The organism is Lactobacillus delbrueckii subsp. bulgaricus (assembly GCF_046938665.1).
In the GTDB taxonomy this organism is placed as follows: domain Bacteria; phylum Bacillota; class Bacilli; order Lactobacillales; family Lactobacillaceae; genus Lactobacillus; species Lactobacillus delbrueckii_C.
Map to the genome: position 1 here is coordinate 82,922 of NZ_JBKZCD010000001.1, position 12,589 is coordinate 95,510.

The following is a 12,589-nucleotide window of genomic DNA, read 5'->3' on the forward strand; positions in this document are numbered from 1 at the left end:
TCCCTCCTCGTTAGTGACTGTGGAATTTTCTGGCAATAATTTCGTCCTCATATTCTTCTGGGTGGGGATTGCGCAAAAGGGTAAACTTGTCCGGTACTGGATCCACCCCGCCGCGGTTAAAAGGATTGCAGCGCAGGATCCTTGCCAGGCCCATCAGCAGTCCCAAAAGCGGACCATGCTTTTCCAAAGCAGTGATCATATAGCTGGAGCAGGTCGGGTAGAAACGGCAGCTGTCCGGCAAAATTGGTGAGATTGCCCGCTGGTAAAAGCGGACTAGAAGAATCATTATTTGACGCATTATTAGTGACGTTCGTGCTTTTCAATATGCTGCAGCAGGATGCCAGTGCCCAAAGCAACTGATTCAAGCGGTGATTCAGCGATCAAAACCGGAACCTGCAGGCTGTCGGCAATCAGCTTGTCGATATTCTTCAGCAAGGCGCCACCACCAGTGATCATAATCCCGCGGTCGATGATGTCAGCGGACAATTCCGGCGGCGTTTCCTGCAGAACCTGCTTGGTAGTGTCAATGATGCTTTGCAGGCCTTCTTGCAGGGCCTCAGTTACTTCAGAGCTGTTTACCTTGATCTGCTTTGGCAGGCCGTCAATCGTGTCCCGGCCGCGGACATTCATGCTTGCGTCCGGGTCTGGATCAGTAGCCGCACCAATTTCAATCTTGATGGCTTCCGCCGTCCGCATCCCGATCAAGAGCTGGTGGTTAGCCTTGATGTAGTTGACGATGGCCTGGTTCATCCGGTCCCCGGCATAGCGCAGGGACTTGGAAGTCACGATTTCACCCATGGACAGGATGGCGATGTCCGTCGTCCCCCCGCCGATGTCGATGACCATGTTGCCTTGCGGCTTGAAAATGTCCAGGCCGGCACCAACAGCAGCTACCTTTGGCTCATAGTCCAGGTAGACCTTGCCGCCGCCTGACTTTTCCGCGGCTTGGATGATGGCCTTTTGCTCAATTGAAGTTACGCCAGTCGGGGTGCAGACCAGAATGTTCGGCTTGCTCATGAAGCCCTTGACGTTCAGCTTCTCAATAAAGTATGAAAGCATGGCTTCAGTAATGTCAAAATCAGCGATTACCCCGTCCTTTAAAGGCCGGATAACGCGGATGTTGCCAGGAGTACGGCCAACCATTTCATAAGCTTCAGTGCCGACAGCGACCACCTTGTTGGTGTTCGTATCCACGGCAACTACAGATGGCTCGTCGATCACAATGCCCTTGCCGGAAACGTTGATCAAAACGTTCGCGGTTCCCAAATCAATACCAATATCTTTTGACACGTCTATTTCCTCCATAACATATTAATTTTAATTGTACCATAAAAGCGCTCTGTATAGCGGCTTCCGCTTAGCTTTAACCGATTCTTTAAAACAGGTTAGACAATTGTAATGAAGTATCTATCAAGGCGATCAAAAATTGGCCGACCGTATAGCCCAGGGCAATCGCCGTAAAAATCAGGAAGACCTGGGCTTCAAATACCCGGCTGGTCCGAATGATTTTCTCAATTCTGACGGCTTTGATCGCCTGAAAGGCTAAGGCAATGCAAACAAAGTAGATCACCAAGCTGATGATTGCGTGAATTCCAAGTTGTCTCATAATAAAATCTACCATAAAAAAAGAGCGGAATAAATCCGCTCTTTTCCCTTATTTGTGCAGCGCGTCGTAAACGTGAATCCGGTTTACAGCCCGCCGCAAAGCAATTTGAGCCCGTTCCAATGACTGCTCGTCGTGCTTTTCCTTGGCTTCCTTGATGTGCGCCTCGGCCCGCTGCTTGGCAGCTTCAGCCCGACTGAGGTCAATGTTGCGCGCGCGTTCTGCGTTGTCGGCAATAATCGTTGCCACATTGTTGGCGAATTCGATGATCCCCCCGCTGACGGCGATGTGATCAACCTTGTGGTCGACATCGGCGCCGCGTTGAACCCGGACTTCACCAATTGTCAGCGGAGTTAAAATCGGCAGGTGGTTGTACAAAATCTGCCGGTCGCCGTCAATAGCCCGCATTGAGACGGAGCTGCCACGGTGAGAATAGATTAACCCGTTTGGCGTAACGATATTGATCTTAAACAGTTTCTCTGCTTCTGCCATGATGCATCAACCTACTTTTCTAATAAGGCTTTTGCTTCCGGATCGCTTGGGGTAACCCCCATCTTTTGCGCCTTCTTCAAAACGTCTTCGATCGGGCCAACGCCTCTGAAGGCATCTTCAGGCAAGTCGTCAAGATGGCCGTCGAGGATCATCTTGAAGCCCTTGATCGTTTCCTTGATTGGAACGTATGAGCCTGGAACACCGGTAAAGACTTCGGCAACGAAGAAGTTTTGTGACAGGAAGAACTGAATCTTACGTGCCCGGGCAACGATCAGCTTTTCTTCATCTGACAATTCATCCATACCCAAAACGGAGATGATGTCTTGCAGTTCGCGGTAACGTTGCAGGATGTGCTGAACCCGGGTCGCAACGTCGTAGTGTTCCTGGCCGACAATTTCAGGGTCCAGGGCACTGGAAGTTGATTCAAGTGGGTCAACGGCCGGGTAGATACCTTGTTCTACCAGGCTACGTTCCAAGTTGGTCGTCGCGTCCAGGTGGGCGAAAGTAGTCGCTGGCGCAGGGTCAGTGTAGTCGTCGGCTGGAACGTAAACGGCTTGGATAGAGGTGATTGACCCCTTCTTAGTGGAAGTGATTCTTTCTTGCAATTGACCCATTTCCGTTGCCAAAGTTGGCTGGTAACCAACGGCACTAGGAATCCGGCCCAGCAAGGCGGAAACTTCAGAACCGGCCTGAGTAAACCGGAAGATGTTGTCGATGAAGAGCAGCACGTCCTGGCCTTCAACGTCTCTGAAGTATTCAGCGATCGTCAAACCGGTCAAAGCGACCCGCATTCTGGCACCAGGCGGCTCGTTCATCTGCCCGAAGACCATGGCGGTCTTGTCTAAAACGCCGGATGCCTTCATTTCGAAGTAAAGGTCATTACCTTCACGGGTTCTTTCCCCGACACCGGTGAAGACGGAAATACCGTTGTGTTCCTGGGCAATGTTGTGAATCAATTCCTGGATGATCGTGGTCTTGCCGACCCCGGCACCACCGAACAGACCGACCTTACCACCACGAAGATATGGTTCCAGCAAGTCGATAACTTTGATCCCGGTTTCCAGGATTTCACGGCTAGTAGTTAATTCATCATACTTAGGTGCTTCTTTGTGGATCCCGGAGCGAGGGTGGTCAGCTGGAAATTCTGGACCACCATCAATCGGTTGACCTAAAACGTTGAAGACCCGGCCCAAGGTATCCGGACCAACTGGCACGGAAATTGAGCTCCCAGTATCTTCAACCTTCATCCCACGACGAAGGCCATCGGTAGATTCCATCGCGATGCAGCGCAAAACGCCATCGCCTTGTTCAAGAGTAACTTCAAGGATAATCGAGTCGTCGTCTGACTTGATGACCTTCAAGGCATTGTTGATGTCTGGCAGGTCTTTGCCAATTGGAAACTTGACGTCGACAACAGGGCCGATTACTTGAACGATTTCACCTTGACTCAAACTTCTACCTCCTTTTCTCTTATTCAAGTGCATTCGCACCACTGACGATTTCAGTCAATTCAGTAGTGATTTGTGCTTGTCTTGCACGGTTCATTTGCAAACTAAGACTAGAAACAAGGTCCTTGGCATTGTCCGTGGCACTCTTCATGGCCGTCATTGAACTTGCGTGTTCGGCGGTCTTGGCGTCCAAAATAGCGCCATAGATTTCCGCCCGCGCGAATTGCGGCAGCAAGGTTGCCAAAACGCTGTCAATGTCAGGGGCAACTTCGAATTCAATCTTCTTGCTTTCCTTGGCTTCCATGGTCCCGATGTCAAGGTCGACGATCGGCAGCATCTTTTCGGCCCGGAAGGCTGAAGACAAAGAATTCACGTGGTGGGTGTAGCAAACATACAGTTCGTCATAAACGCCGTTCAAGTACATCTTGATCGCCGTTGAAACGATTGGCAGGGTTTCCTTGAAGGTTGGCACGTCTGAAACACCGTCTTTTTCGTAGACAACGTTCAGGTTGTTCTTCTTGAAGAACTGGGAGCCAACGCTGCCGACTGACAGGATCTTGGACTCTCTGCCCTGCAGCTTGTCGTCAGCTACCAGGCTCATCATCTGCTTGATGACTGAGCTATTGTAGGAGCCGACCAGACCACGGTCACCAGTTACTACCAGGTAGCCCACGGAGTGAACTTCCTCACGGGGCTTGATCATGTCAGAAATGATCCCCATCCCAAAGACGTCATCATAGTCGATGGAGTCAATGTTGTCTTGCGTCAGGCGGTAATTAGCCTTGTTCAAGTGGTTGATCACGCTGGCACTCATCAGCCGGGACACGGTTTGGTGCAGCAGCTGGTTGTATTCCTGGTAGCCCTTGTCTCTTTTTTCAGTCTGATTCAGTTTAGCTGCTGAAACCATGTGCATGGCTTCAGTAATCTTACTCGTTTGCTTGACAGAAGCAATTCTCTTCTTCAATTCAAGTAAAGATGCAGGCATATTCTACCTCCTAGTTGTTACTTGATGAAAAGCTGGATGCAAATTGTTGAAGAGCTTCTTGAAGCTTGTTTTCATCTGGCAATTTGCCAGTTGACTTGATTTCAGCTAACAGATCAGCATGGTTGGCGTCAAAGTCGGTGTAAAGTTCTTGTTCAAAGCGAGCAATATCATCGACTGGCACCGCGTCCATAAAGCCATGGGTCAAAGCGTAAAGCAGGACAACCTGCTTTTCAACGGCAACCGGCTTGTGCAGCGGCTGCTTCAATACTTCGACGGTCCGCCGGCCGCGGGCCAGCTTGGCTTGCGTTGCCTGGTCCAGGTCACTGCCAAACTGGGCAAAGCTTTCCAGTTCCCGGTATGAAGCCAGGTCGGTCCGCAAAGTACCGGCAACCTTCTTCATGGCTGGGATCTGCGCGGCCCCGCCGACACGGGAAACAGAAGCCCCGGCGTCGATGGCTGGACGCGTACCGGAGAAGAACAGGTCACTTTGCAAGAAGATCTGTCCGTCAGTGATGGAAATAACGTTGGTTGGAATGTAGGCGGAGATGTCCCCGGCTTCAGTCTGAATGAATGGCAGGGCAGTCAATGAGCCGCCGCCCAGTTCCTTGCTCAGCTTGGCACTCCGTTCCAACAAACGTGAGTGCAGGTAGAAGACGTCACCTGGGTAGGCTTCACGGCCAGGTGGCCGGCGAAGCAGCAGGGAAAGTTCACGGTAGGCAACCGCCTGCTTGGACAAGTCGTCGAAGACAACCAGGACGTCCTTGCCGGCGTACATGAATTCTTCCCCCATCGCGGTCCCGGAATATGGCGCGATGTAAAGCATTGGTGCCGGTTCTGAAGGACCAGCTTCAACCACGATGGTGTAGTCCATCGCCCCCAGCTTCTTCAAGGTTTCAACTTGTGCTCTGACAGTTGATTCCTTTTGACCGATTGAGACGTAAATACAAATTACGTCCTGCCCTTTTTGGTTCAAAATGGTGTCGATCGCTAAACTGGTCTTACCAGTCTTACGGTCACCGATAACCAGCTCACGCTGACCACGGCCAATTGGCACCAGCGCATCAATGGCCTTAATACCAGTTTGCAAAGGCTGGTTAACTGACTGACGCTGCATAACGCCTGGCGCCTTTGACTCGATTGGCCGAGTCTTGTCAGTCTTGATTTCGCCTAAGCCGTCAACTGGCTGGCCCAGTGGATTCACAACCCGGCCAATCAAAGCATCCCCAACTGGAACTTCCATAATCCGGCCAGTTCGCTTCACGCGGTCGCCTTCACGGATGTCGTCAAACTTGCCCAGAATGATGATACCGACATCATTGCTTTCCAAGTTTTGGGCGATACCGTAGGCGCCATTGTCGAACTGCAAAAGCTCACTTGACAAGACATTGTTCAAGCCGTGAGCGCGGGCGATACCATCGCCGACGTAAGTTACGACACCGACTTCCTCGATGTCCAGCTTATCGTCGTAGTGTTCAAGTTGCTGCTTGATTAAAGAGCTGATTTCTTCCGCTTTAATGCTCAATGGTTTCACCTCTTTATAATACTTACTTTGTTAACACGGCGCGGATTTTCTCCAATCGATGCTTTACTGAGCCATCGATCACGCGGCCTTCAACCTCAAGGACCACGCCGCCGATAATTTCTGGATCAACTTCATTTTCAAGATTAAGTACCTGCAAGCCATATTTCTTGGCATAGCTGTCCGCAAGGCGCTGCAGCTGATCTTTATCTAGCTTCAATGCAGTCTTAGCGACACCCGTTCCGATGTGGTTGGCAGCATTGTACAGGTGAATGTAGTAGTCAATGATGTCAACCAAGTTGTCAAAACGATCATAGCTAAGCAAGAAGTTTAAAACTTCTTGCAGCTCTGCAGAAAAGCCCTGTTCAACCGCCGTCAAAAGACTTTCCTTTTGCTTGGCGTCCAAAACAGGATTGCTCAGAACCTGGACAAAACGGGGCTCTGCTTGAACTGCCTGCTTCAATTCAGTCAGTTCGCTGTACATGAGCTCAGTCTTGCCGCTGTCTTTGGCAAAGTCAAAGATCGCTGTTCCGTAGCGTCTTGCCGTTTCTTCTCTACTTAAGGCCATTAATCGTTCAACCCCTTAATGAACTGATCAACTAAATCTTTTTGATCAGCAGCAGATAAGTTCTTAGCAATTACCTTTTCCGCAATCGTCACAGAAAGATCAGCAACTTCGTCGCGGGCTTCGTTCAAGGCATCAGTCTTAGCTTGGGCTGCATCTGCCTTGGCCTTTTCCCGGATAGCGGAAGCTTCATCGTTAGCTTCGCTGACGATTTGCTTGCCGGTCTTTTGCGCATTACTCTTGGCATCGGAGAGAATCTGGGTTGCTTCTTGTCTTGAATTCTTCAAGGCTGCTTCCCGTTCATTGGCCAAAGTTTCAGCCTTCTTGCGGTCGCTAGCAGCTTGATCCAAGTCATCAATGACTTTCTGACGGCGCTTCTCCATCATGTCCTTTACCGGGCCCCAGGCATAATGCTTGACGGCCAGCAAAAGGATACTGAATACGATTAAATACCAAAGGGTATTAATGATTGAGATTTCAGCGCCGGCGAATACTGGTTGCAATTCCATCGACAATCCTTCTCTCTCAATTTAGTAACTAATGTAATTTAACGACTGGTTAATTCAGGAACAAAATCAAGAAAGCGATAACGATAGCCAGGATTGGAACGGCTTCGATCAAACCAACACCGATGAACATAGTTGATCTCAAGTTACCAGCACTTTCTGGTTGGCGGGCGATGCTTTCGATCGTCTTTGAGATAACCTTACCGTTCCCCCATGAAGCAGCCAAAGCAGCAATACCAGCAACAAGTGCAGCAGCTAAATCCTTTAAACCTGTAGTCATAATAAAACCTCCGAAAAATTATTCTTGTGTAACCTTCTTGCCAATATAAACCATAGAAAGGGTTACAAAAACATACGCCTGGATAGAGCCAATGAAGACAGAGAAACCTTGCCAGATCATTGCGAGCGGCGCAGCCAGGATTCTGGTTACAATCCCCATGCTTGGCCCCAGCTGGTTCCCGATCAGGGTCAGCAGGACTTCACCCGCAAAGATATTACCGTAGAGACGCAGCGATAACGTCAAGAAGTTGGTAAATTCTTCAATGATGTTAATCGGCAAAAGAAAACCGACAGGACGTGCATAGTTCTGCAGGTAGCCCTTCGTGCCAAATTTCTGAATCCCGAAGGTAAATGACAGAAGCAAGGTCATCATCGCGAACGACATCGTCGTCACTGGATCAGCAGTTGGTGATTTGATGACCATATAGTCACCGACTTTCACTTCCAAGAACAACCCTAGTTGATTCATGCAGAAGATGAAAAGGAACAAAACAAAGGCGTAAAGAGACAGATGTTTTTGCGCAGCCGGGTCTTCGACGTTGTCCTTGACAATCCCGTCGGTGAAATCGATCAGGTATTCCAGAACATTTTGTTTCTTGTTCGGTTTCATTTCAACTTTACGTGAAAGAGCGTAACAAATGGCAAAAACCACAATTGCCATCAAGGTCGAACCGATAATGCCGACCAAGTCGACATTCAGTCCGGTACCGTTAATATTGAAGACAAGTGATTTCTCCAATTCTTCGTGACCTCCCTTCTTGTGTTGAATTCTTCGAACACGTCATTTATTGTACACCAATAAAAATTAATTGGAACTTTTGCAATCGCTTTTATAGCGACTTTTTTAATTATTTAGTCCCAAAGATCCGGTCACCTGCATCCCCTAAACCTGGGAAGATGTAGCCGTTTGGCAGCAGCTTGTCGTCAAGGGCAGCCGCGTAGATATCAACGTCCGGGTGTTCGTCTTGCACAGCCTTAACGCCTTCTGGAGCTGCAACCAGGACAGCCAGCTTGATGTCAGTCACGCCCCGCTTCTTCAAAGCTTCAATGGCCAGGTTGGCGGAACCGCCAGTAGCCAGCATCGGGTCAACGACCAGGCATTCACGTTCCGTAACGTCCTTAGGAACCTTGAAGAAGTATTCTACCGGCTTCAAGGTTTCTTCGTCACGGTACATGCCAACGACACCGACCTTGGCTGACGGAATCATTTCCAAAACCCCGTTGACCATGCCCATGCCGGCACGCAGGATCGGCACGATAGTCAATTTCTTGCCGGCCAGTTCCTTTTGCACCGTCTTGCCCATTGGCGTTTCGATTTCAACGTCTTGCAAAGGCAGGTCGCGGGTGATTTCGTAGGTCATCAGACCGGCGATTTCGCCAACGATTCTCCGAAATTCATTTGATCCAGTTTCCTTGCGGCGAATGATCGTCAGCTTGTGCTGAATCAACGGATGGTTTAACACAGTGAACTTTCCCATATAGTTCCTCCATTCAAAAATACCATGTCATCTCTATTATAAATAAAAAAAGAAATGGTTTAAAGCCATTTCTTTTTTAAAAACGTTAAATCGTCCAGATTAGACATGATGCCTGCCGGCAGCCTTGTTTAAACGGTTCATGTAGGCCAGGCTTTCCTCGCCCTGATTAAAGCCCTCTACATAAATTTTTTCAATTTCTGGCCGGTCGTCAAAATAGCGCAGGCCGGCAAACAGGTTGTGGTCAGCCTCCGTCAGATTTTTGCCTAAATTGAACTTATTTTCCTCAGGTACAAGCAAGTTTTCCAAAAGGTCACTAGTTGCCATAACCCCGCAGGAAGCATCCAGGTCCAGCTTGGCAAAAGTTTCCACCTGGTCGACCACGTAAACCTGGGCGCTTGGCGCGTAGTGGCGGTACTTCATCCCCGGCGCCTTCGGCACGTCTTTGTCACTTACCTGGCCCCGGTTGATCAAAACTTCTTCGCCTAAAACCTGACTGATTTCTTCTGGGGTGATCTTGCCTGGCCGCAAAACGACCGCTGGGTTAACTGACAAGTCGACGATGGTTGATTCCAGGCCCACTTCAGTTTCACCGCCATCAACAATCCCTGCAATCTTGCCCTTTAGGTCATGATAGACATGCTGGGCCGTGGTTGGGCTCGGCTTGGTTGAAGTGTTGGCTGAAGGCCCGACGATTGGGTAGCCAAGCTTGGCAATCAAGTCATGAGTCAGCTGGTCATCCGGGCAGCGGAAGGCAACAGTTGGCAGGCCCCCGGTTACTGATTCCGGCAGGGCCCCTTCTTTGGCCAAAAGCAGGATGGTCAAAGGACCAGGCCAAAAGTGCTTGATCAACTTCTCTGCCCGCTCCGGCACTTCCTTAGCGTAAGGCCGCATCATGGCTTCGTCAGCCACGGTCACGATCAAGGGGTTGTCGCTAGGCCGGCCTTTGGCCGCGTAGACCTTTTTGACTGAATCATCCCGGGTGGCCAAAGCCCCCAGGCCATAGACCGTTTCAGTCGGAAAGGCAACTAATTCCCCTTCCCCAAGCAGGCGGGCTGCTTCATCTAATTGTTCCCGTTTAAAAATCTTGGTTTCCATTATTTCTGCCACTCCCCAAACAGCATCCGCGGCTTGCCGGCCATGTCCCGGCGGAATTCCACCTTAAAGTCCGGCAATTTTTCGGCAAACAGGGCCTTCAGCTCATCTTCCTCGCTAAAGCCGAATTCCATGAAGAAGCGGCCGCCCGGATTTAAGTGGTCTCTGACTTCTTCAGCGAACTTCCGGTAAAAGGCCAGGCCATCCTGGCCGCCAAACAGGGCTTCTTCCGGCTCATTGGCCAGAACGCTCTTGTCCATCACGTTCTTCTCGCTGGGCTTGATATAAGGCGGGTTGGAAATGATCAGGTCAAACTTGCCCAGGCCCAGCAAAACATTGGCCTTGCGGGTGGTTACGTCCAGGCCGTAGTCCAAAAAGTTCTCTTCACTGATTCTGAGCGGGGTATCCTTAACGTCACTGGCGTAAAAATGCAGATCCTTGATCCCCTTGCTTTCAGCTTCCTTGGCCAGGGCCACCGTAATATTGCCTGACCCGGTCCCCAGGTCAAGGACAGTGTCGCCGTCTTTTAAATGCGCCAGGGCCCATTCAACCAGTTCCTCAGTTTCAAAGCGGGGAATAAGCACGCCTTTGGCCACCCGCAAGCGGTAGCCTAAAAACCAGGCATAGCCCAGGATATACTGGGGTGAGTCCCCTTTAGCCAGGCGCTTCATGTCCTTTCTGGCTTGCTTGACTTCAGCGTCAGACAATTCCATGTCCTGCTTAAGCTGAAACTGGCTTGGCGTCAGGCCCAGCCGCTCAGCCAAAAGAAAGTCGATTTCCTCGTTCCGGGCGCTTTCAGCCAGTTCACTGGCCTCAATCCGCATTTCTCGTAAACTCTTAGGCATTTTCTGCCAGCTCCTCTAATTGCTTGGTTTGGTAGTAAACCGTCAAAGCATCGATGACTTCGTCCAGTTCCCCGTTCATGATCCGGTCCAATTTGTTCAAAGTGAGGCCGATCCGGTGGTCAGTCACCCGGTTTTGCGGGTAGTTGTAGGTTCTGATTCTTTCTGACCGGTCACCAGTGCCGACCGCGTTCTTCCGCTTGGCGTCGTACTTGTCCCGGTTCTGGCTTTCGTAGTAGTCGTAAACCCGGGACTTCAAAATTTCCATGGCCTTGGCCCGGTTTTGCTGCTGGGACCGCTGGTCCTGCATGGCAACCACAATACCGGTTGGCAAGTGGGTCATTCTGACGGCACTGGAAGTCTTGTTGATGTGCTGACCGCCCGCACCGGATGACCGGTAGACGTCCACCCGGATGTCCTTTGGATCAAGGTCAATGTCAACCTGTTCATATTCTGGCATGACGGCAACGGTAGCAGTTGAAGTGTGCACCCGGCCGGCTGATTCAGTTACTGGGATCCGCTGCACCCGGTGGGCCCCGTTTTCATATTTCAGCTTGGAGTAGACCTTGTTGCCAGTAATCATGATAGCCACCCGCTTGTAGCCGCCAACTTCAGTTTGTTCGCTGTCGACGATCGAGACGTTCCAGCCCTGGTTTTCCGCGTACTTTTCATACATCCGCAGCAGGTCGCCCGCGAACAGGGAAGCTTCATCCCCGCCGGCTGCCCCCCGGATTTCCATGATGATGTCCTTGTCATCGTTAGGATCCTTTGGCAGCATCAAGATCTTGATTTCATCTTCCAGCTGGCTGATTTCATCTTCCAGCTCAGAGTTTTCCATTTTGGCCATTTCAACCAGCTCGGCATCTGAACCGTCAGCGATGATTTCCTTGTTGCCGGCAATTTCTTCCTTGTCGGCCTTGAACTTGCGGAACTTCTGCACGACTTCCCGCATGTCAGCTTCTTCCTTGGTAATTTCCATGTAGCGCTTGGTATCAGCGATGACTTCCGGGTCGGCCATCATTTCCTGAATTTCTTCATAGCGCACTTCCAAGCTTTCCAGCTGTGCCATTACATTATCCATTTAATCAATCCTTCCAAATAAAAACTAGTCTCTTGCCTGATCGGGGTGGAAATAGTGGAAGCGGCAGACCGGGTAGTAGGCCTCGTCGCCGCCAATCTGCACCTGCTCGCCCTCATAGACGGGCAAACCGTCCTTGTAGCGCAGGGCCATGGTTGCCTTGTGCCCGCAAAAGTGGCAAATTGTCTTCATCTCTTCTATTTTATCAGCATAAAGCAAAAGATACTCACTGCCTTCAAAAAGATGGTTCTGAAAATCATTCTTCAAGCCAAAGGCCATCACCGGAATGTGCAAGTCGTCCACGACCCGGGCACACTGGATGACCTGGTCCTTTTTTAAGAACTGGGCCTCATCGATCAAGACCGCCGCTAAGGGGTGGCCGTCAGACTCCTGCTCTTGCTGGTTCAAAGCCGCGATGTAGTCAAAGAGGTCCAGGTCCGGCTCAATCGGCTGGGCGCTGCGGCTGAGCCCGATCCGGGAAGCCACCACGCCGCGGCCGGACCGGGTGTCAACGCTGCTGGTCAATAAAGCCACCTTGCGTCCTTGAATCTCGTAGTTGTGGGCAACCTTCAAGATTTCAATCGTCTTGCCGCTGCCCATCGCTCCGTATTCGAAAAAAAACTGTGCCATATTCTCCACCTTTGTATTAATCTCGCTCAAATAAGTATAGTGTATTTTGCAAAAGTTTAAAAGCTCCGCATT

At 50.5% G+C, this 12,589-nt stretch carries 16 protein-coding genes; all 16 read right to left on the reverse strand.

What is annotated here, in order from left to right; translation table 11 throughout:
* Positions 1–10: 10 nt before the first annotated feature.
* A complete protein-coding gene (gene yidD / locus ACLUXO_RS00400; protein WP_003617406.1) occupies positions 11–298 on the reverse strand; it encodes a membrane protein insertion efficiency factor YidD in 288 nt (95 codons plus the stop codon).
* Between the two features lie 2 nt (positions 299–300).
* On the reverse strand, positions 301–1,290 hold the full coding sequence (gene mreB, locus ACLUXO_RS00405) for a rod shape-determining protein (RefSeq protein ID WP_003611418.1): 990 nt from the start codon (positions 1,288–1,290) through the stop codon (positions 301–303).
* Between the two features lie 85 nt (positions 1,291–1,375).
* Positions 1,376–1,606 carry a DUF1146 family protein gene (locus ACLUXO_RS00410; RefSeq protein ID WP_004560494.1) on the reverse strand — a complete coding sequence of 77 codons (231 nt, stop codon included), beginning with the start codon at positions 1,604–1,606 and terminating at the stop codon, positions 1,376–1,378.
* A gap of 48 nt (positions 1,607–1,654) precedes the next feature.
* On the reverse strand, positions 1,655–2,095 hold the full coding sequence (locus ACLUXO_RS00415; protein WP_270448241.1) for a F0F1 ATP synthase subunit epsilon: 441 nt from the start codon (positions 2,093–2,095) through the stop codon (positions 1,655–1,657).
* An 11-nt stretch (positions 2,096–2,106) separates the two neighbouring features.
* On the reverse strand, positions 2,107–3,546 hold the full coding sequence (gene atpD, locus ACLUXO_RS00420) for a F0F1 ATP synthase subunit beta (RefSeq protein WP_412135876.1): 1,440 nt from the start codon (positions 3,544–3,546) through the stop codon (positions 2,107–2,109).
* A 19-nt stretch (positions 3,547–3,565) separates the two neighbouring features.
* Entirely contained in the window at positions 3,566–4,528 is a 963-nt protein-coding gene (locus ACLUXO_RS00425; RefSeq protein ID WP_412135877.1) for a F0F1 ATP synthase subunit gamma, read from the reverse strand.
* 10 nt (positions 4,529–4,538) lie between these two features.
* Positions 4,539–6,050: a F0F1 ATP synthase subunit alpha gene (atpA, locus tag ACLUXO_RS00430; protein WP_412135878.1), complete on the reverse strand. Its 1,512-nt coding sequence runs from the start codon at positions 6,048–6,050 to the stop codon at positions 4,539–4,541.
* A gap of 22 nt (positions 6,051–6,072) precedes the next feature.
* Positions 6,073–6,615: an ATP synthase F1 subunit delta gene (gene atpH, locus ACLUXO_RS00435; RefSeq protein WP_412135879.1), complete on the reverse strand. Its 543-nt coding sequence runs from the start codon at positions 6,613–6,615 to the stop codon at positions 6,073–6,075.
* Complete coding sequence (gene atpF / locus ACLUXO_RS00440; RefSeq protein WP_412135880.1) at positions 6,615–7,121, reverse strand: F0F1 ATP synthase subunit B; 507 nt, start codon at positions 7,119–7,121, stop codon at positions 6,615–6,617. The genes atpH and atpF overlap by 1 nt, the downstream gene beginning before the upstream one ends.
* A gap of 49 nt (positions 7,122–7,170) precedes the next feature.
* A complete protein-coding gene (gene atpE, locus ACLUXO_RS00445; RefSeq protein ID WP_412135881.1) occupies positions 7,171–7,398 on the reverse strand; it encodes a F0F1 ATP synthase subunit C in 228 nt (75 codons plus the stop codon).
* Positions 7,399–7,416: 18 nt separating this feature from the next.
* Positions 7,417–8,136, reverse strand: a complete 720-nt coding sequence (gene atpB / locus ACLUXO_RS00450) for a F0F1 ATP synthase subunit A (RefSeq protein ID WP_003613585.1) — start codon at positions 8,134–8,136, stop codon at positions 7,417–7,419.
* Between the two features lie 109 nt (positions 8,137–8,245).
* Positions 8,246–8,875 carry a uracil phosphoribosyltransferase gene (gene upp / locus ACLUXO_RS00455; protein ID WP_002880062.1) on the reverse strand — a complete coding sequence of 210 codons (630 nt, stop codon included), beginning with the start codon at positions 8,873–8,875 and terminating at the stop codon, positions 8,246–8,248.
* A 99-nt stretch (positions 8,876–8,974) separates the two neighbouring features.
* Complete coding sequence (locus tag ACLUXO_RS00460; protein ID WP_412135882.1) at positions 8,975–9,970, reverse strand: L-threonylcarbamoyladenylate synthase; 996 nt, start codon at positions 9,968–9,970, stop codon at positions 8,975–8,977.
* Positions 9,970–10,812 carry a peptide chain release factor N(5)-glutamine methyltransferase gene (prmC, locus tag ACLUXO_RS00465; RefSeq protein ID WP_412135883.1) on the reverse strand — a complete coding sequence of 281 codons (843 nt, stop codon included), beginning with the start codon at positions 10,810–10,812 and terminating at the stop codon, positions 9,970–9,972. Before prmC ends, ACLUXO_RS00460 begins: the two co-directional genes overlap by 1 nt.
* Positions 10,805–11,890, reverse strand: coding sequence for a peptide chain release factor 1 (gene prfA / locus ACLUXO_RS00470; RefSeq protein ID WP_412135884.1), 1,086 nt, complete (start codon positions 11,888–11,890; stop codon positions 10,805–10,807). Before prfA ends, prmC begins: the two co-directional genes overlap by 8 nt.
* 24 nt (positions 11,891–11,914) lie before the next feature.
* Positions 11,915–12,517 carry a thymidine kinase gene (locus ACLUXO_RS00475; protein WP_300616854.1) on the reverse strand — a complete coding sequence of 201 codons (603 nt, stop codon included), beginning with the start codon at positions 12,515–12,517 and terminating at the stop codon, positions 11,915–11,917.
* Positions 12,518–12,589: the final 72 nt, after the last annotated feature.